Origin of the sequence: Streptomyces sp. SDT5-1 (genome assembly GCF_052245995.1) — a bacterium.
GTDB lineage: Bacteria > Actinomycetota > Actinomycetes > Streptomycetales > Streptomycetaceae > Streptomyces.
Genome location: NZ_CM125963.1, coordinates 4,913,403 through 4,933,016, shown reverse-complemented (window position 1 = coordinate 4,933,016; position 19,614 = coordinate 4,913,403). Strand labels below are relative to the sequence as shown.

Annotated in this window: 15 protein-coding genes; 8 read left to right on the top strand and 7 right to left on the bottom strand. The window is 71.6% G+C overall.

Going from position 1 to position 19,614, the window contains the following annotated elements:
* Positions 1-13: 13 nt before the first annotated feature.
* The 5 genes from ACTWJ8_RS22790 to ACTWJ8_RS22770 all read left to right on the top strand — a co-directional run bounded on the left by ACTWJ8_RS22790 (position 14) and on the right by ACTWJ8_RS22770 (position 6,478).
* Positions 14-1,960, top strand: coding sequence for a 2-oxoacid:acceptor oxidoreductase subunit alpha (locus tag ACTWJ8_RS22790; protein ID WP_356375045.1), 1,947 nt, complete (start codon positions 14-16; stop codon positions 1,958-1,960).
* The gene (locus tag ACTWJ8_RS22785) at positions 1,953-3,038 is read left to right on the top strand and encodes a 2-oxoacid:ferredoxin oxidoreductase subunit beta (RefSeq protein WP_356375048.1); all 1,086 of its coding nucleotides are present in this window, start codon (positions 1,953-1,955) and stop codon (positions 3,036-3,038) included. Before ACTWJ8_RS22790 ends, ACTWJ8_RS22785 begins: the two co-directional genes overlap by 8 nt.
* Before the next feature lie 126 nt (positions 3,039-3,164).
* On the top strand, positions 3,165-4,178 hold the full coding sequence (rarD, locus tag ACTWJ8_RS22780; RefSeq protein WP_443260144.1) for an EamA family transporter RarD: 1,014 nt from the start codon (positions 3,165-3,167) through the stop codon (positions 4,176-4,178).
* Positions 4,175-4,624, top strand: coding sequence for a VOC family protein (locus ACTWJ8_RS22775; RefSeq protein ID WP_443260143.1), 450 nt, complete (start codon positions 4,175-4,177; stop codon positions 4,622-4,624). Before rarD ends, ACTWJ8_RS22775 begins: the two co-directional genes overlap by 4 nt.
* A 246-nt stretch (positions 4,625-4,870) precedes the next feature.
* Positions 4,871-6,478 carry a hypothetical protein gene (locus ACTWJ8_RS22770; RefSeq protein WP_443260142.1) on the top strand — a complete coding sequence of 536 codons (1,608 nt, stop codon included), beginning with the start codon at positions 4,871-4,873 and terminating at the stop codon, positions 6,476-6,478.
* On the opposite strand, the gene ACTWJ8_RS22765 is transcribed toward ACTWJ8_RS22770, so the two are convergent.
* From ACTWJ8_RS22765 to ACTWJ8_RS22750, 4 genes are all read right to left on the bottom strand, one after another.
* Complete coding sequence (locus tag ACTWJ8_RS22765; protein ID WP_443260141.1) at positions 6,468-7,352, bottom strand: ABC transporter permease; 885 nt, start codon at positions 7,350-7,352, stop codon at positions 6,468-6,470. The genes ACTWJ8_RS22770 and ACTWJ8_RS22765 overlap by 11 nt on opposite strands.
* Positions 7,339-8,298: an ABC transporter ATP-binding protein gene (locus tag ACTWJ8_RS22760; RefSeq protein WP_443260140.1), complete on the bottom strand. Its 960-nt coding sequence runs from the start codon at positions 8,296-8,298 to the stop codon at positions 7,339-7,341. The genes ACTWJ8_RS22765 and ACTWJ8_RS22760 overlap by 14 nt, the downstream gene beginning before the upstream one ends.
* A gap of 82 nt (positions 8,299-8,380) precedes the next feature.
* Positions 8,381-9,586 carry a LolA family protein gene (locus tag ACTWJ8_RS22755; RefSeq protein ID WP_443260139.1) on the bottom strand — a complete coding sequence of 402 codons (1,206 nt, stop codon included), beginning with the start codon at positions 9,584-9,586 and terminating at the stop codon, positions 8,381-8,383.
* Between the two features lie 254 nt (positions 9,587-9,840).
* Positions 9,841-10,851, bottom strand: a complete 1,011-nt coding sequence (locus tag ACTWJ8_RS22750; protein WP_356375066.1) for a polyprenyl synthetase family protein — start codon at positions 10,849-10,851, stop codon at positions 9,841-9,843.
* A gap of 215 nt (positions 10,852-11,066) precedes the next feature.
* On the opposite strand from ACTWJ8_RS22750, the gene ACTWJ8_RS22745 reads away from it, so the two are divergent.
* Together ACTWJ8_RS22745 and ACTWJ8_RS22740 are read left to right on the top strand one after the other, a co-directional pair.
* The gene (locus ACTWJ8_RS22745; RefSeq protein WP_356375069.1) at positions 11,067-12,563 is read left to right on the top strand and encodes a peptide MFS transporter; all 1,497 of its coding nucleotides are present in this window, start codon (positions 11,067-11,069) and stop codon (positions 12,561-12,563) included.
* A 9-nt stretch (positions 12,564-12,572) separates the two neighbouring features.
* Entirely contained in the window at positions 12,573-14,579 is a 2,007-nt protein-coding gene (locus ACTWJ8_RS22740) for a CocE/NonD family hydrolase (protein WP_443260138.1), read from the top strand.
* A 27-nt stretch (positions 14,580-14,606) separates the two neighbouring features.
* Here the strand turns inward: ACTWJ8_RS22740 and ACTWJ8_RS22735 are convergent, their stop codons facing one another.
* From ACTWJ8_RS22735 to ACTWJ8_RS22725, 3 genes are all read right to left on the bottom strand, one after another.
* Positions 14,607-15,410: an HAD family hydrolase gene (locus tag ACTWJ8_RS22735; RefSeq protein ID WP_443260137.1), complete on the bottom strand. Its 804-nt coding sequence runs from the start codon at positions 15,408-15,410 to the stop codon at positions 14,607-14,609.
* Positions 15,411-15,542: 132 nt separating this feature from the next.
* The gene (locus tag ACTWJ8_RS22730; RefSeq protein ID WP_356375077.1) at positions 15,543-16,745 is read right to left on the bottom strand and encodes an FAD-dependent oxidoreductase; all 1,203 of its coding nucleotides are present in this window, start codon (positions 16,743-16,745) and stop codon (positions 15,543-15,545) included.
* Between the two features lie 45 nt (positions 16,746-16,790).
* Complete coding sequence (locus ACTWJ8_RS22725) at positions 16,791-18,035, bottom strand: carboxylate--amine ligase (RefSeq protein ID WP_443264968.1); 1,245 nt, start codon at positions 18,033-18,035, stop codon at positions 16,791-16,793.
* Between the two features lie 250 nt (positions 18,036-18,285).
* On the opposite strand from ACTWJ8_RS22725, the gene fahA reads away from it, so the two are divergent.
* A complete protein-coding gene (gene fahA, locus ACTWJ8_RS22720) occupies positions 18,286-19,608 on the top strand; it encodes a fumarylacetoacetase (protein ID WP_443260136.1) in 1,323 nt (440 codons plus the stop codon).
* Positions 19,609-19,614: the final 6 nt, after the last annotated feature.

Sequence of the window (19,614 nt, the reverse complement as noted above, 5' to 3'; positions counted from 1 at the left end):
GAGGTCCAGTTCAGTGACCAGCCAGGTCAGTAGCACCACCGAGCAGGCCGACGGGACCGACAGCGCTGTCGTCGGCGGGCAGCGCACGTCACCGGGACAATCGAGCAAGGACGTACGGCGCGTGGACCGGGTGATCATCCGGTTCGCGGGTGACTCCGGTGACGGCATGCAGCTCACAGGGGACCGCTTCACGTCGGAGACCGCGTCGTTCGGCAACGATCTGTCCACTCTGCCGAACTTCCCGGCGGAGATCCGCGCCCCCGCCGGCACCCTGCCGGGCGTCTCGAGCTTCCAGCTGCACTTCGCCGACCACGACATCCTCACGCCCGGCGACGCGCCGAACGTGCTGGTGGCGATGAACCCGGCCGCGTTGAAGGCGAACATCGGGGACGTGCCGCGCGGCGCCGAAGTCATCGTGAACACCGACGAGTTCACCAAGCGGGCGATGCAGAAGGTGGGCTACGAGACGAGCCCGCTGGAGGACGGCTCGCTCGACGGGTACCACGTGCATCCCGTGCCGCTGACGACCCTGACCGTCGAGGCGCTCAAGGAGTTCGACCTCTCGCGCAAGGACGCGGGCCGGTCGAAGAACATGTTCGCGCTCGGCCTGCTCAGCTGGATGTACCACCGGCCGACCGAGGGCACCGAGAAGTTCCTGAAGCAGAAGTTCGCCAAGAAGCCGGAGATCATGGCGGCGAACCTCGCGGCGTTCCACGCGGGCTGGAACTTCGGCGAGACGACGGAGGACTTCGCGGTCTCCTACGAGGTCGCGCCCGCCGCCACCGCGTTCCCCACCGGCACGTACCGCAACATCTCGGGGAACCTGGCGCTTTCGTACGGGCTGATCGCCGCCTCGCGGCAGGCGGACCTGCCGCTGTACCTGGGCTCGTACCCGATCACCCCGGCGAGCGACATCCTCCATGAGCTGAGCAAGCACAAGAACTTCGGCGTGCGCACCTTCCAGGCCGAGGACGAGATCGCCGGGATCGGCGCCGCGCTCGGCGCGGCCTTCGGCGGCAGCCTGGGCGTCACCACGACCTCCGGGCCCGGCGTCGCCCTCAAGTCCGAGACCATCGGCCTCGCCGTCAGCCTCGAACTGCCGCTGCTCGTCATCGACATCCAGCGCGGCGGGCCCTCGACCGGGCTACCGACCAAGACCGAGCAGGCGGACCTGCTCCAGGCGATGTTCGGGCGCAACGGCGAGGCGCCGGTGCCCGTCGTCGCCCCGATGACGCCCGCCGACTGCTTCGACGCGGCGCTCGAGGCCGCCCGGATCGCGGTCACCTACCGCACCCCGGTCATGCTCCTCTCGGACGGCTACCTGGCCAACGGCAGCGAGCCGTGGCGCATCCCTGAGGTCGACGAACTCCCGGACCTGCGCGTCCAGTTCGCCTCCGGGCCGAACCACACCGCCGAGGACGGCACCGAGGTCTTCTGGCCGTACAAGCGCGACCCGCAGACCCTCGCACGCCCCTGGGCGATCCCCGGCACGCCGGGTCTCGAACACCGCATCGGCGGCATCGAGAAGCAGGACGGCACGGGCAACATCTCGTACGACCCGGCCAATCACGACTTCATGGTCCGCACCCGGCAGGCGAAGATCGACGGCATCGAGGTGCCCGACATCGAGGTCGACGACCCGACCGGCGAGGCCCGGACGCTGGTCCTCGGCTGGGGCTCGACGTACGGCCCGATCACCGCCGCCGTCCGCCGCCTGCGCACCGCGGGCGAGCAGATCGCGCAGGCCCATCTGCGCCATCTCAATCCGTTCCCGCGGAATCTGGGCACGGTCCTGAAGCGTTACGACAAGGTGGTGATCCCCGAGATGAACCTCGGTCAGCTCGCCACGCTCGTACGGGCGAAGTACCTGGTGGACGCCCACAGCTACAACCAGGTCAACGGCATGCCGTTCAAGGCTGAGCAGCTCGCCACCGCTCTCAAGGAGGCCATCGATGGCTGAGACGACCACTTCGGAGGAGGCCGGGACGGCGCAGACGCTGCTGTCCCTGGTGCCCAAGGCCGAGGCGAAGCAGTCCATGAAGGACTTCAAGTCCGACCAGGAAGTGCGCTGGTGCCCCGGCTGCGGCGACTACGCGATCCTCGCCGCCGTGCAGGGCTTCATGCCCGAGCTGGGTCTGGCGAAGGAGAACATCGTCTTCGTCTCCGGCATCGGCTGCTCGTCCCGCTTCCCGTACTACATGAACACGTACGGGATGCACTCCATCCACGGCCGCGCCCCGGCCATCGCCACCGGGCTCGCCTCGTCGCGGCGCGACCTGAGCGTGTGGGTCGTGACCGGTGACGGCGACGCGCTGTCCATCGGCGGCAACCATCTGATCCATGCGCTGCGCCGCAATGTGAACCTGAAGATCCTGCTGTTCAACAACCGGATCTACGGGCTCACCAAGGGCCAGTACTCGCCGACCTCCGAGGTCGGCAAGATCACCAAGTCGACGCCGATGGGCTCGCTCGACGCGCCCTTCAACCCGGTGTCCCTCGCGATCGGCGCGGAGGCCTCCTTCGTGGCGCGCACGGTCGACTCGGATCGCAAGCACCTCACGTCGGTGCTGCGCCAGGCCGCCGACCACCAGGGCACGGCGCTCGTCGAGATCTACCAGAACTGCAACATCTTCAACGACGGCGCCTTCGAGGTCCTGAAGGACAAGCAGCAGGCCGAGGAGGCGGTCATCCGCCTCGAGCACGGGCAGCCGATCACCTTCGGCGCCGAGGGCTCCAAGGGCGTCGTGCGCGATCCGGCGACGGGCGACCTCAAGGTCGTGCCGGTCACCGAGGACAACAAGGCGGACATCCTGGTCCACGACGCCCACGCGACGTCCCCGACCACGGCCTTCGCGCTCTCCAGGCTCGCCGACCCGGACACCCTCCACCACACACCCATCGGCGTCCTGCGCGACGTCGAGCGGCCGGTGTACGACGTGCAGATGAGCACCCAGCTCGACGAGGCGATCGAGCAGAACGGCAAGGGCGACCTCGGCGCGCTCCTCGCGGGCGGCGACACCTGGACCGTGGTGGGCTGACCGCTTCGCCGGACGCCGGCACAGCCGTCAGGACCGTATGGCGATACGGGCATGACGGACCGGGCCCGGCGGCGCTACCTTCGTGGTGGCCGCCGCCGGGCTGCCGTGTGTCAGGAGGAGGGGTTCATGCAGGACGGGGCGGGCGCCGAGCCGGGCCGTGAGGGACGGGGCGGCAACGACGGACGGATCGGCCTTCTCAACGGTTTCGCGGCCTACGGGATGTGGGGCCTGGTCCCCCTGTTCTGGCCGCTGCTCAAGCCCGCCGGGTCGGTGGAGATCCTCGCCCACCGGATGGTGTGGTCGCTGGCCTTCGTGGGCGTCGCGCTGCTCTTCGTACGGCAGTGGGGCTGGGCCAAGGAGCTGCTGCGGCAGCCGAAGCGGCTCGGGCTCGTCGCCGTCGCCGCCGCGGTCATCACCGTCAACTGGGGCGTCTACATCTGGTCGGTGAACTCCGGCCATGTCGTCGAGGCCTCCCTCGGCTACTTCATCAACCCGCTCGTCTCCATCGCCCTCGGCGTGCTGCTCCTGAAGGAGCGGCTGCGGCCCGCGCAGTGGGCGGCCGTCGGCACCGGCTTCGCCGCCGTCCTCGTGCTCGCCGTCGGGTACGGGCAGCCGCCGTGGATCTCGCTCGTCCTCGCGTTCTCCTTCGGCACGTACGGGCTCGTGAAGAAGAAGGTGAACCTGAGCGGCCTGGAGTCGCTCGCCGCCGAGACCGCCGTGCAGTTCCTGCCCGCGCTCGGCTATCTGCTGTGGCTGGGATCGCAGGGCCGCTCCACGTTCGGGTCGGAGGGCGCGGGGCACGGGGTGCTGCTCGCGTCGGCGGGCCTGATCACGGCGCTGCCCCTGGTGTGCTTCGGCGCCGCGGCGATCCGGGTGCCGCTGTCGACGCTCGGGCTGCTCCAGTACCTCGCTCCGGTGTTCCAGTTCCTGCTCGGCATCTGGTACTTCCACGAGGCGATGCCGGCCGAGCGGTGGGCCGGGTTCGCGCTCGTCTGGCTGGCGCTGATCCTGCTGACCTGGGACGCGCTGCGCACCGCGCGGATCAACCGGGCCCGCCTCGCGCGCGCCGAGGCGGAGGCCGCGGCGCATGTCCCGAACACCGCGCACACGGACGACGTTCGCCCTATAACTGGGGCATGACACTGCACTGGAAGCTCGTCGTCGACGCCGCCGACCCGCACGCGCAGGCCGAGTTCTGGGCCGCCACGCTCGGCTACGAGATCGAGGACAACGCCGCCCTGATCGAGCGGCTCCTGGGGTTCGGCGCCGTCGCCGAGGCGGACACGGTGACGCGGTGGGGGCGGCGGGCCTTCCGCGACCTGGTCGCCGTGCGCCACCCGGACGACCCGGTGGCCGACGACACCGGCACCGGGCTCGGCCGCCGCATCCTGTTCCAGCGGGTGCCCGAGGCCAAGAGCGGCAAGAACCGGCTGCACATCGACGTGCACAGCGAGCCGGGGCGGCGGGCGGCGGAGGCCGAGCGGCTGACCGGCCTCGGCGCGCGCGTCCTGGACGAGGTGAAGTCCCAGGGCGGCGAGTGGCTGCTGATGGGCGACCCGGAGGGCAACGAGTTCTGCCTCCAGTGACCGGCTGCACCGGGGCGGCCCGGCACGCCCGCGGTCACCAACTCTTCGCGGAATCACCTCCGTTCACCTCTGAGCGCTCCTCTCTAACCGTCGGTAACCTGTGCTCGACCCGCCGGGTGGTCGATGCCGTTGTCGCGTCCCGCCCGCGCCTGACGCCACACGTACCGCTCCTGGAGGAGCCTTGACCTACGGATGCCTCCTGGGCGCCCGCACCGGAACGCGCACCGACCACGGGGGCGGTGCCTGATGGGAGCCCTGACCGACGGACTCGTGGTCTCCCTGCTGCTGTTCCTGCTGTTCATCGGCGCCTGTCTGTTCCTGTCGATGTGGGCGAGCCCCGATCTGCGTGTCGGGGACGAGTTCTTCCGCGTCGGTGAGGGGAACCGGCTCGGAGCACGCCTGATCGGATTCGCCTACGCCGGCGACATCGCCAACGCCGCCGCCGTCATGTACCTCGTCGGGGTCGTGGCCGTGGCCGGCGGCGACGGGGTCGCGGTCGCCGTGAGCGCCGCGCTCTCGCCGCTGCTCATGCGGCAGTGGCTGGCGAAACGGCTCGCGGGCCGGGGCGGGCGCTCCTTCGGCGAGACCGTCGCCCGTCATCTGCCACCGGGGCCCGGCCGTCGCGCCGCCGGGTTCGCGCTGCTCGCGGCGACGGTGCCACTGCTCACCGCCCAGTTCCAGCCCATCGGCGACACCGCCCGCATGGTCGGCATCGACGACCTGACGACCCGGCAGGTGCTCATCGTCCTGATGGGCGCCCTGATCGTGTCCTGCGCGGCGATCGGAGCCACCCGCGGCGCGACCGTGCTGCAGCTCGTGAAGATCGGCGGTCTGCTGCTCATCGCCCCGGTCCTCGGCCTGCTCGTCCTCGTCAGGTTCGACGGCGACCTCGGCTCGCTGTTCGACGCCGCCGACCGGCTCCACACCGGATCGACCGGCTTCCTCGAGATGGGCCAGCTCTTCGGCGACGGCCCCATCGGCTTCGTCGACCTCGCCGCGTTCTGCTCCTGCGTCCTGACGGGCGCGGCCTTCATGCCGTACCTCATCGCCCGCTTCACGGACGCTCCGCACCCGGCCGCCGGGCGCCGCGTCGCGGCCGTGGGCTTCGTCGTGATCGCCCCGCTGTGCGCCCTCGCCGCCCTGATCGGCATCGGCGCGGCGGCCCTGGTGCCGCAGAAGGACCTGGTGGCGCAGGGGCAGTTCGGCGGGAACATCGTCGCCCGGCTCGCCATCGCCCTCGACGGCGGCGAGGACGGGCTCGGCAAGTGGCTGCTGTTCGGGCTCTGCACGACCTTCCTGACGATCCTCGCCGCCGCCTCCGTCCTGCTGCTCTCCGCCGCCGCCTCCGTGGTCCGCGACCTCGGCACGGGCGGCCCCGTGGCCAAGCCGCAGGGGCTCAAGGCGGACGGCACGATGAGCGTCAGCGCGGGCCGCGCCCGCCTCACCATGAGCGCCGTCGGCGGGCTGAGCATCCTGCTCGCCGCGCTCACCCCGGACGTCAGCCCGCAGTTCTGGCTGATCCTGTCCTACACGGTGACGACGTCGTCGGTCCTGCCGCTCGTCGTCCACTCGCTGCGCGAGGACCGCCCGATGTCCGCCTCGGCCATGAAGCGCTGCGTCTACGGGAGCACGGCGGCGATCCTACTCGTCACGTTCTTCTCGCCGTCGGTCTCGGGGAACGCGTACGCGGTCTTCCCCGACCTGGACTGGAACTACTGGCCGTTCCACTCCTCGGTCCTGATCGGCGCCCCCGTCGGCTTCCTGCTCGCCCGGCCGCGGCGCGGCGACCGGCTGCCGCGGGGCGCCGCGCGTCAGGACAGGGCGGGGGCCCCGGCCGGAGGGTTCACGCGGTGATGTCCTTCGTCGTGAACCTGGCCCACGCGGCGGAGCCGAACACCGCCGCGTAGAGGAGCTGGAGCCGCAGGTTGGAGAGCACGTCGTCCCAGTACACCGGTGCGCGCATCAGGTCGGCGAAGGACAGCCACTGGTGCGAGAACAGGTACGGCTGGACGGCGTGCAACTGCGGGATCTGGTCGAGGATCTGCACCGTGATCAGCAGCCCCACCGTCGTCGCCATCGCCGCGATGCCGCTGCCGGTGAGCGTCGACACGAACAGGCCGAGCGCGGCCACGCCGATCAGGGACGCCGCGACCACCAGCGCTATCAGGAGCGCCCGCCACAGGCCCTCGCCGAAGCCGATCCGGGTGCCGGAGATGGTGGTCACGTCGCCGAGCGGGAAGAGCAGCGCCCCGGTGATCAGCGCGGACACCGCCACCACGAGCGTCGCCACCAGGCAGAACGCGAGCACGGTCGCGTACTTGGTGAGCAGCAGCCGGGTCCGGCCCGCGGGCGCGACCAGCAGATAGCGCAGCGTCCCCGAGCTCGCCTCGCCGGCGACGGCGTCGCCCGCGACGACGCCGATCGCCATGGGCAGGAAGAACGGGAGGGTCGCGGCGAGCGCCGTGAACACCAGGAACAGGCCGTTGTTGGTGATCTGCGCGATGAACGCGGGGCCGCCGCCGCCCGCGCCGCCCGCCTCGTCCCCGCTCGTCTCGATCCGCACGGCGACACCGATCAGGACCGGCACGCCCGCGAGGACCGCGAGCAGGGCGAGGGTGCGCCAGCGGCGCAGGGTCACGGTCAGCTCGCTGCGCAGCAGGCCGAACGTCCACAGGGCCTTCGGCCGCTCCTGGGCGGCCGGCGCCTCCAGGGTCTCAACCGGCGACATCGAAGCCCTCCCCCGTCAGCGCGACGAACGCGTCCTCGAGCGAGGCCCGCTCGAGGCCGAAGCCGCGCACCCGCACGCGCGCGGTGACCAGAGCCGTGTTCAGGTCCGCCAGATCGGTCTCGGGCGGCGGTGGTTCGGCCGTGACCAGCTCGTCCGTCGTCTCGATGACGGTGAGGCCGTGCTCCTTGAGGACGCGGGCGGCCTCGGCCGGGTCGGGCGTGGTGACGGTGAGCTTCCCGCGTACCCCGGCGGCCAGTTCGGCGACGGGCCCCTGCGTGAGGAGGCGCCCCTTCGCCATCACGGCGGCGTGCGTGCAGACCTGCTCGATCTCGTCGAGGAGGTGCGAGGAGAGGAAGACGGTCGTGCCGTCGGACGCCAGCTCACGGACCAGCGTCCTGATCTCCCGCATGCCCTGCGGGTCGAGGCCGTTCGTCGGCTCGTCGAGGACGAGGAGGCGGCGCGGGGTGAGCAGCGCGGAGGCGAGACCGAGCCGCTGCTTCATGCCGAGGGAGTACGCGCGGGCCTTCTTGCCCGCGGCGGACGTCAGGCCCACCCGGTCGAGCGCCTCGCCGACCCGGCGCTTGCGGGTGCGGGGGTCGGCGGTCGGGTCGGCCGCGTCGTAGCGCAGCAGGTTGTCGCGGCCGCTGAGGAATCCGTACAGGGCGGGCCCCTCGATGAGCGCGCCGACGTGCGGCAGCACCGTCCTCGTGGCGCGCGGCACGGGGTGGCCGAGGACCCGGGCGGACCCCGAGGTCGGCTCGATGAGGCCCATGAGCATGCGGATGGTGGTGGTCTTGCCCGAGCCGTTCGGCCCGAGGAAGCCGAAGACGGTGCCGGGCGGGACGCTCAGGCTGAGCCCGTCGACGGCGAGCTGGCCGCCCCGGTACCGCTTGCTGAGTTCCCGCGTCTCGATGACGAGTGGCTCGTTGACGGGTGCCTCCTCCAATGCCCCTCCTCCGCGCAGGTGCCGCCGAGCATACGGGTGAGGGGGCGGTCCGCACCGCCCCCTCACCTCGGACTTCCCCCGATCAGCCCGCGTCGGCCGCCTTCACCAGCTCGCTCTTGGTGACCGCGCCCGCGTACGCCTTGCCGTCCTCGGTGACCAGGACGTTCACCAGGCGGGTCGAGTAGACCGTGCCGGAGCCGAACTTCCCCTTCACCTTGTCGCCCAGGGAGTCGAGGAACTTCTGCGCGTCGGCCGGCATCTCGGCCGAGCCCTTGCCCGCGGCGAGCCCCGCGGCCTCCTTCGGGAGCTTCAGCTCGGCGATCGAGGTCCAGCCCTTGCCGATGACGTTCAGGTCGTCGAGCCTGCCGGCCTTCAGCTCCTCCGGCTTGGCCGTGCCCTCGTGCCGCGGCGCCTTCGCCCGCTCGTCCGCCTCGGTGACCTTCATGCCCTTGGCGGGCTTGAAGTCGAAGGTGGAGGCGGCCGGCTTCGCGAAGTCGACCTTGGTGAAGCCGGCGTCGACGACGGCCGCGCCGCCGCCCGCCGGGGTCAGCGTGAACTTCAGCGGCGTACCGGTCTTGGCGTCCACGGCGACGGTGACCGCGCCGACCGTCGAACCGGACTGCTTCGGCTTGATCTGGAGCCGGTACGCGTCCCGGCCCGCGACCTGCGACGTGCCGTCGACGGAGAACGACGTGGTGTCGCCGCCCGCCTCGAGGATCGCGTCCGTGAGCTCCTTCGGCGTGGCCGGGGCGCCCTTCGGGGCCTTCTTCGCGTGGTCGCCGTGGTCCGCGCCCGCCTTCTGCTTCGCGTGGTACGCCTCGTTCGACTTGCTGTCGTACGCCCACACGTCGTCGCCGTTGTGGATCACGCTGTACTCGGACGCGTCGTCGAGGACCGACAGCTTCTGGCGGTCGGGGCCGTCCGCCGCGACGCGCAGCGTGTGCGAGCCGGAGGCCAGCTCGGTCAGCTTCGACTGCGGGTCGGCGGAGGACGCGCCCTCCTTCTCGCCGCCGCCCAGGGCGCCGCCCGCGGCGCCGCCGAGCGAGGGCAGGCCCAGGTCCGTACTGATCTTCACGGTGCCGGAGAGCTGCTCGGTGTCCGACTTCGCGATCTTCTCGATGAGCTGGCGGGCGGTGATGTCGGGAAGGTCCGGGTCGCCGGAGTCGGCGAGCGCCGGGACGAGCCCGATGGTCGCCGCGGCCACCCCCACCACGGCGACGGGGACCGCGTAGCGCACGGCCTTGCGGCGCGTGCCGCTCTCGCTGTCTTCGGATGCGTACGGTGCCATGTTCTTGCCCTACCTCCGTGATCGGCGGCGGCTTACCGTGTTGTGCCCTCGTCCAGTGTGCGTCCACCCCAAGCCGCCATTCTCACCCGGATTGGTCTGGAGTGGTGTACCCAATCTGACCAAACCGGCCATGAGGAAGCGTCAGACCGCGGGCTCAACTCCGCGTACGCCTACGGGATGACACGACGAGGCGGCACCCTCCCCCACCCGTAGGGGACGGTGCCGCCTCGTCACACGAATGCCGTCACGGGGCCTCAGCCGGCCCGGTGCACCACCGCGTCGCAGAGCTCGATCATCGCCCGCTTCGCCTCGCACTCCGGGAGCGGGGCGAGGGCCGCCCTGGCGTCCTCCGCGTACCGGACGGTGTCGCGGCGGGCCTGCTCGAGGGCCGGGTGGGCGCGCAGGCGGGCGACCGCGTCGGCGAGCCGGTCGTCGTCGCCGAGGTCCGAGTCGAGGAGCTCGACGAGCTCCTTGTCCTCGGGCAGGCCGAGCCGCTCGGCGCGCTCGCGCAGCCGGAGCACCGGCAGCGTGGCGATGCCCTCGCGGAGGTCGGTGCCGGGCGTCTTGCCGGACTCGTGCGAGTCGGAGGCGATGTCGAGGACGTCGTCGGCGAGCTGGAAGGCGACGCCGAGCCGCTCCCCGTACTGGGTGAGGACGTCGACGACGGTCTCGTCGGCGCCGGACATCATCGCGCCGAAGCGGCAGGCCACGGCGATCAGCGAGCCGGTCTTGCCGCTGAGCACGTCGAGGTAGTGGTCGACGGGGTCGCGGCCGTCGGCCGGTCCCGCCGTCTCCAGGATCTGTCCGGTGACCAGGCGCTCGAACGCCTCCGCCTGGATCCGCACGGCGTCCGGGCCGAGGTCGGCGAGGATGTGCGAGGCGCGGGCGAAGAGGAAGTCGCCGGTGAGCACGGCCACCGAGTTGCCCCAGCGCTGGTTGGCGCTCGGCACCCCGCGCCGCACGTCCGCCTCGTCCATCACGTCGTCGTGGTAGAGCGTCGCGAGGTGGGTGAGCTCGACGACGACGGCCGAGGGCACGATGCCGGGCGCGTACGGGTCGCCGAACTGGGCGGCGAGGGTCACGAGCAGCGGCCTGAACCGCTTGCCCCCGGCCCGCACCAGGTGCTGGGCGGCCTCCGTGATGAAGGGGACCTCGCTCTTGGTGGCTTCGAGCAGTCCCTCCTCGACGGCCGTCAATCCGGCCTGGACATCGGCTTCGAGAGCCTGGTCCCGCACGCTAAGACCGAAAGTCCCGACGACGGTCACGAGTGGGTCTCCTGTCTGCTGACGATCACATGGCGAACTCGGTCGATCATTCGGTCGATGACACGGTTTGTCGATGTGTCGCTGCCATCACTCAAGTCAGCGTATCCGGTCGCGTTTCGATCACAGGTGGCGCCCGCCCGAACACCCTGGACCAGGCGGGTTCGCGACACCCCCGGTATGTTCTTGATCAGCACAGACGACCTGGAGTACGCACTTTGTCCCGCACCGCGAACGACACGGGCAGCGCGCCGCCCCCCGGCGACGACACGGCCTTCTTCGGCCAACCGAGGGGCCTGCTCACCCTCTCCGGCCTCGAGGTATGGGAACGTTTCTCGTTCCTCGGCATGCAGGCCATCCTCGTCCTGTACTTCGCCGACACCGTCGCGCACGGCGGCATGGGCATGGACCCCGGCAACGCGGCCTCGGTCTCGGCGGCGTACGGCACGCTGGTGTACCTCGTCTCGGTCGGGGGCGGCTGGCTCGCCGACCGGATCCTCGGCTCGTACCGCGCCGTCCTGTGGGGCGGCATCCTCATCGCCTGCGGACATTACTCGATGGCGGTGCCCACACCCACGATGACCTGGGTCGGACTCGGCCTGATCAGCGCGGGAACCGGGCTGCTCAAGCCGAACGTCGCCTCGATGGTCGGCAAGCTGTACCGGACCGACGACGAGCGCCGCGACGCCGGCTTCGCCCTGTACTACATGGGCATCAACATCGGCGCCTTCGCCGGACCGCTGATCACCGGCTGGCTCGGCGACCACAAGGGCTGGCACTGGGGCTTCTCGGCCGCCGCGATCGGCATGACGCTCGGCCTGATCCAGTACGTCGCCGGGCGCCGCCACCTGGCCGGGCGCACGGACGCCGCCGAGTACGCGCTGCCGCCCGAGGGGATGCGCAGGGCGGTCCGGCTGATGATCGTCGGCGCGGTCGTGGTGGCCGTCGTCGCGGTGGTCCTGGCCGCCGTCGGCTGGCTCACCATGGGCCGCTTCGTCGACCTCCTGACGTACATCTCGGTGGCCGCGCCGATCGTGTACTTCGTGGTGATGTTCAAGAGCCCGCGGGTCACGGCTGAGGAGCGCGGGCGGCTCAAGCCCTACCTGGTGCTCTTCCTCGCCTCGGTCGCCTTCAACTTCATCCTGTTCCAGGCGTACTCGACGATGATCCTGCTGGCCTCGACGAACGCCGAGACGACGATCCTCGGCTTCGACTTCCCGGCCGGCTGGTACGCCTCCGCGCTCGGCGCCTTCGAGGTGGCGCTCGCGCCCGTCGTGGCCGCCGTCTGGGCCCGGATGGGCCCGCGCCAGCCGCACGCCTCCAACAAGATCGCGATCGGCGTGGTCCTGGGCGGCCTGTCGTTCCTGCTGATGGTGCTGCCGACGTCGGGCCACAGCGACAGCACGTACAAGATGGCGGTCTGGTGGATCGTCGGCTCGTACCTGCTGCTCGGGCTCGGCGACATCCTCGTGGAGACGTCCGGCATGTCCGCGACGACCAAGCTCGCCCCGCAGGCCTTCGCCAGCCAGACCATGGCCCTGTGGTTCCTCTCGCTCGCACTCGCGAACGGCATCCAGGCCCAGGTCGTGAAGCTCTACGGCCAGGTCTCCAACCCCGCGTACTTCGGCGTCAACGGCGCCATCGCGGTCGCGGTCGGCATCGCCGTGATCGCCCTGGCGCCGTGGCTGCGCCGCACCATGCACCCGGTTCACTGAGGTTTTCCCATGAGCACGACTCCCAAGATTCAGACCGAGTTCCCGTTCGGGACGGTCCGCGAGGACATCCGCGTACCCCTGTCGGACGGGACCACGCTGTTCGCCCGGGTGTGGCGCCCGGTGACGGACGAGCCCGTGCCGGTGCTCCTGGAGTACCTCCCCTACCGGCTCTCCGACTGGACGGCGCCGCGCGACTGGCAGCGGCACCCCTGGTACGCGGGCCATGGCTACGCCTCCGTGCGCGTGGACGTGCGCGGGCACGGCAACAGCGAGGGCCTGCCCACCGACGAGTACTCCGAGCAGGAGCTCGCCGACGGCGTCGAGGTGGTGAACTGGCTCGCGGCCCAGCCGTGGTCCTCCGGCAAGGTCGGCATGTTCGGCATCTCCTGGGGCGGCTTCAACTCGCTCCAGATCGCCGCGCTCGCGCCCGAGCCGCTGAAGGCCATCGTGACGGTCTGCTCGGCGGACGACCGCTACGACAACGACGTGCACTACATGGGCGGCTCCGTGCTCGCCGTCGACATGCACGCGTGGGCGTCGACGATGCTGGCGTTCGTGTCCCGGCCGCCGGACCCGGAGTTCGTGGGCGACGCGTGGAAGGACCTGTGGACGACGCGCCTCGAAGCCGTCGACCCGTTCATCCACACGTGGCTGGACCACCAGACCCGTGACGACTACTGGCGGCACGGCAGCGTCTGCGAGGACTACTCCGCGATCAAGGCGGGCGTGCTCGCGGTCGGCGGCTGGCACGACCCGTACCGGGACACGGTGCTGCGGCTCGTCGAGAACCTGCCCGACGAGCAGGTCCGGGGTCTGATCGGACCCTGGTCGCACCAGTACCCGGACCGCGGCCTGCCGCCGGGCCCGGCGATCGGCTTCCTCCAGGAAACCCTGCGCTGGTGGGACCACTGGCTCAAGGGCACCGACACGGGCGTGATGGCGGAGCCGAAGCTGCGCTCCTGGATCAGCGACTCGCACCCGCCCGCGACGGTCTACCCGGAGCTGCCGGGCCGCTGGGTCGGCGACCCGTCGTGGCCCTCGCCGAACGTCACGTCCGTCTCGTACGCGCTCCAGGGCGCGCCCCAGATCGTGCGGTCGCCGCAGCACACCGGGCTCGACGCGGGCCGGTTCTTCCCGTTCGGGAACGACGCGGACCTGCCGCCGGACCAGCGGGAGGAGGACGCCAAGTCGGCGTGCTTCGAGTTCGAGGTGCCGGACGAGGTACGAGTCCTGGGCAGGCCCCGTGTGACGCTGCGGGTGACGTGCCCGGTGGAGCGCGGGCAGGTCGTGGCGCGGCTGTGCGACGTGGCGCCGGACGGCTCGTCGACGCTGGTGACGCGGGGCGTCCTGAACCTGTCGTCGCGGCGCGGCCGGGATCAGAACGTGCCGTGGGAGCCGGGCACCACGGAGGACGTGGTGTTCGACCTGAACGGCATCGGCCACGCCTTCCCCGCGGGCCACCGCATCCGGCTCGCGGTCTCCTCCGCGTACTGGCCGTGGATCTGGCCGCAGCCCGGTTCGGAGGCCGGTTTCACGCTCGACCCGGTCGGCAGCGCGCTCGAGCTCCCCGTACGGGGGCCGGCCGCGGACGACTCGATCTCTTTCGCCGCTCCGGAACAGTCGGAGCCGCTGGGCGTCGTCTACCCGGAGACGCTGGACGAGCCGCGCCCCGAGCGCCTCGTCGTACGGGACGTGGCCAAGGGCGAATGGCGCCTCGAGGTCGACCCGCGCTACGGCGGCACGCGCCTGTACCCCGACGGCCTCGAGTTCACCGAGGACGCGCTGGAGACCTACGTCATCAACGAGGCCGACCCCCTCTCGGCCCGCACCCACTCCGACTGGTCGATCCGCCTCCACCGCCCCGACCGTGCCTGGGACGCCCGCGTCGAAACCCACTCCGACATCACCTGCACACCGGACGAGTTCCTCACGTCGAACGAGGTGATCTGCCGGGAGGGCGACGAGGTCGTCTTCCACCACACGTGGGAGCGCCGCATTCCGCGGACGGCGGGGTAGGGGCGGGCGGCCCGGCGCGGGTTCGGGTCAGGCGAAGAGACGGGAGAGGACGGTCGCGACGCCGTCCTCCTCGTTCGACGATGTCACCTCGTCGGCGACGGCCTTGAGCTCAGGATGCGCGTTGGCCACCGCGACCCCCCACCCCGCCCACCCGAACATCGGCACATCGTTCGGCATGTCGCCGAAGGCGATCGTGTCGGCGGACGCCACCCCCAACCGCTCCGCCGCGAGCCCGAGGCCCGTCGCCTTGGTCACCCCGCGCGGCTGCAGCTCGACCGTCCCGGGCCCCGACATCGTGACGCTCGCGAGCGGCCCCACCGCCGCCCGCGCCACCGCCGCCAACTCGTCGTCCGTGAGCTCCGGATGCCGCAGCAGCACCTTGCTGATCGGCCGCTCCCACAGCTCGGCCCGCCCCCGCACCCGTACCGCGGGCAGCGTCGGATGCGGCATGAGGTACCCGGGTTCGATGAGCGTGAGCCCCTCCACACCGTCCTGGTCCACGGCCGCGTACACCTGACCGATCTCCGCCTCGATCTTCCCGAGGGCCTGCTCGGCGAGGTCCCGGTCGAGCGTCAACGACCACAGCAGCCGGTCACCCACCCCGTCGTACAACTGCGCCCCCTGCGCGCACACCGCGAGCCCGCTCCCCCCGAGCCCGTCGAGGAGCGGTTTCACGCGCGGCGCGGGCCGCCCGGTCACCACGATGTGCCGGGCGCCCGCGGCGCCGGCCGTCGCGAGCGCGGCGCGCGTCCGGTCGGAGACCGTGTCGTCGCCGCGCAGCAGCGTTCCGTCCAGGTCCGTGGCGATGAGTGCATATGCGGGTGCGGGCATGATCCGAAGAATACGGACCGCCCGCGCCGGGGAACCGCCCAGTACCGGCCGCCCTGGCGCGGTACGGCCGGTCACGAGGACGCGAAGTCATCTGTTCGGGTTACAGGGTTGTCCCCCGGCGCCCGGTCGGCGTCAGCCGTGCGCCGCCGCCAGATGCCTCGCCAACCGCGGCGACGCGAACTCCGTGCCGCACACGAACCGCATCACCGGCCCGTACGACGACCCGCCCAGCATCCCCGTGAAGTACAGGCCGGGCACGGACGACACATACCCGGCGCCGAGCCGCGGCGTCCCCCGGCTGGTGGCGAGCCGCGTCCGCAGCCCCTCCCCCAGGAACGGCATCGCCGCCAGGTCCACCCGGTACCCCGTCGCCGCGACGACATGGTCCGCCGCCAGCTCCTCGCCCCGGCCGCCGTGCGTCCGCACCCCGAGCACGGGCGCGCCCCCCGACACCGTCACCCGCTCGATCGCGGCGACGTCCCGCACCGCCACCTTCCCCTCGAAGCGCTCCTCGAGCCACCACGCCCCGAGCGGCCCGAGGACCCGCTTGACCAGGAAGTGCCGTGCCTGCGGCGGCAGATGACGGTACGGGTGCGGGTAGTACGTGAGCGCGTACAACGACCACGCGTTGCCGAACGGCGTCCGGGGCCGCAGCCGCGGCTGGTCCCACGGCGGCGCCCCGAACCGCACCCGGCCCCTGCCGCGCGCCACCACCCGCACGCTCGCCCCCGCCTCCGCCGCGAGCACCGCCGTCTCGAGCGCGGACTGCCCCGCGCCGACGACAATCAGCTCCTTGCCCGCGAACCGCGACAGGTCGTGGTGCTGCGCGCTGTGCGAGACCGGACCCGTGGGGGCGGGCCCGTCCGGCACCGCCGCGGCGAACTCCCGTGGCAGATACTCCAGTCCGGACAGGCCGGTGGCGACGACCACCGCCCGCGCCGTGAACTGCTCGCCCGAGTCCAGCTTCAGCTCGAAGCCCTCCCGGCCGCGCCGGTCCACGGACACCACCCGCACCCGCTCCAGGTCGGGCACCAGCTCCTTCTGGAACCAGTCCCCGTACGCCACGAACGTCTCGGCGGATATCAGGTCCTCGTCCGTGACGAGCCGGTCGATGCCGGCCGCGTCGCAGTAGTCGACCAGCCGATGTCCGCGCTGCGGCGCGTCGATGTTCGACGCGGACGGCACGGACTTGAGGATCATGCCTTCGGGCATGTGCGAGCGCCAGCTCACCATGGGTTCCCCGAAGACCCTGACGGGTATGCCGCGCGCCCTCAAGTGGGCGGCGGTGGACAGGCCGTAGGGCCCCGCCCCTATGACTGCTACCGGATCGTTCACGAAGCCCCTCCCCAGGACGACGTCACGTCACCTACTTCGCCTGCTTCACGTGCGTATTCGTTGTGCGCCGCGGCTGGTGCGCCACAGCTGGTACAGGTGCTTCGCCCCGGGCCGCACGAACCGGGCGAGCATCGTGAAGAACGGCCGCGGGTCGTCGGCCGCCCACCACGCCAGCTCCGTCCCCCTGGCCCGGGACGGCGCGTGCGGGGTCGTGTAGCCGCTGCGCCGGTACGCGATCAGGGCCGGCAGGTCGATGTTCTCCACGACGTAGCGCTGCCCCGCCCGCTGTTCCCCCTCCGGGACGCCGCGGCCCGTCAGGTGCAGATGCATGGCGCGGACGACGTCGACCCCCGCCTCGTTCTCGAAGAGGCGGAACTGGGCGCCCATCCGCGGATTGAAGTCGAGCAGCTTGTACTGCCCGTCGCGCCGGTCGAAGCGCAGGTCGAGGTCGATGACGCCGGTGAAGCCGATCTGTTTGATGAAACGCGCGGCGAGGTCCGCGAGTTCCGGATTGTCGACGACGTACGCGTTCGCCGTCATACCCGCGTGCGGCGGCCAGGAACGCACCTTGACGCCGGTGAACAGGGCAAGCGGCACGGAGTCCTGGTCGAAGTACGCGTGCACGATCCAGTCCTCTGCGGCCTCGCGCGGCAGGTACTCCTGGAGGATCACGCCCGGCTGTTCGCCCCAGTCAAGGGCGAGTTGACGCAGCCCCTCGGGCGTGGCGATGCGCGTCGTCCCGTTGACGGCGGGCCGCGCGCGCCGCGTGAACGCCTCCCGGTTCTTCGCCACCACCGGAAACCGCGCCTTCGCGGCGAACTCCTCGATGTCCGCGGACGACCGCGGGAACGCGGCCGTCGGCGACGGGATGCCGTGCTCCGCGCACAGCTCGTGCAGCCCCTGCTTGCTGGCGAGCCGCCGCGGCAACTCCCCCTCCACGCGCGGGAAGAGGTATCCGGCGGCCGCCAGGGGTTCCTGGTGCTCGGCGATGAGGACGGCGGCCTCCTCGTCCGTCGGAATCATCACCGTCGGCCGCCCGATCCGGCGGGCCACGCGCAGCAGCCCGTCGACGAGCCGCTCGGGCCGCTCCGTCCCCGTCGTGCGCCACGGGAACGCGCGGCGCAGATAGCGCGAGGCCGCGGCGGGCGTGTACGGGTCCTCGGTGATCGCGTACATCGGTACGCCGAGGCGCCCCAGGCTGCGGATCGCGCCGACCCCGCCGTGGTGCAGCGGGTAGTCGCCGAACTTCACGATCAGGCCCGGGACGCTCCGGTCCACGGTGAACGGCACGCCTCCGGCGCTGCTGGCACTCCCGGCGCTCCTGGCCACGGGTCCCCCCACGTGTCCCCCCTTGGACCCGGACCTTGAATACGGGGCAGCCCCCGGCCCCGTCCGTGCCCACCGGACAATGACGCTAAGCCGGAACCCACTACTCCATCAACGGGTCATTCGGACATTGCGAACTCTTTAGACACTGCCGCGGACCCGCACCTCCCACGTAACGTGTGGCCCACCCGAATGGAAAGTGAGGCCCGCTGGCATGGCACCCGCAGCCACGTCCGAGTCCGCGTCCGAGCACACCCCGCTCGGCGGTCTCGACCCACTCGACCTTCCCGAAGGCCACCCCTTCGGCCCGCACAACCTTCCGTACGGAGTCTTCTCCCTCGCCGCCGAAGCCTCGGAGGGCGCGGAGGGCGCGGAGGGCACGGAGGGCGCCGAGCGCCGGGTCGGCGTCCGGATAGGGGATCACGTCCTGGACGCGGGCGGCGCCGCCGCGGCCCTCGGCTCCCCCTACGTCTCGGTCCTGGCCCGCCCGAACCTCAACTCGCTGCTTGCGGCGGGCCGTACGACCTGGTCGGACGTGCGCCGCGCACTCACCGCGTGGGTCACGGTGCCGTCCCACCGCGAGGTCGTCCGCCCCTTTCTGCACCCCCTCTCCTCGGTCACCCTGCACCTGCCGTTCGACGTCGCGGACTACGTCGACTTCTACGCGTCCGAGAACCACGCCTCGAACCTCGGCCGGCTCTTCCGCCCCGACGAGGAGCCCCTGAAGCCCAACTGGAAGCACCTGCCGGTCGGTTACCACGGCCGCTCCGGCACCGTCGTCGTCTCCGGCACGGACGTGGTGCGCCCCTCGGGCCAGCGCAAGGCCCCGGCCGACCCCGCCCCGGTCTTCGGCCCGTCCGTCCGCCTCGACATCGAGACGGAGGTCGGCTACGTCGTGGGCGTCCCGTCCACGCAGGGCACCCCGGTCCCGCTCTCCTCCTACCGGGACCACGTCTTCGGCCTCTGCCTCCTCAACGACTGGTCGGCGCGCGACATCCAGAACTGGGAGACGGTGCCGCTCGGCCCCCACCTCGGCAAGTCGTTCGCCACGTCGATCTCGGCGTGGATCACGCCGCTCGAGGCGCTGGACACGGCGCGGGTGGCCCCGCCGGAGCGGACGGTGCCGCTCCTTCCGTACCTGGACGACAGCGGCCCCGAGGCCACCGCCGACCCGGCCGGCTACGACCTGCGCATCACGGTCACTCTCAACGGCCAGGTCATCTCCGAGCCCCCCTTCTCCGGCATGTACTGGACGGGCGCGCAGATGCTCGCCCATATGACGGTCAACGGCGCCTCGCTGCGCACCGGCGACCTCTACGGCTCCGGGACGATCAGCGGCACCGAGGACAACGAGCGCGGCTCCCTGATCGAGATCACCTGGAACGGCCAGGAGCCGCTGGACCTCCCCACGGGCAAGCGCGGCTTCCTGGAGGACGGCGACGTCGTCACCCTCTCCGCCTGGGCCCCGGGCCCGGACGGCGCGAGGGTCCAACTGGGCGAGGTCACGGGCCGGATCGTGCCGTCCCCCGCCCAGTAGGGCTTC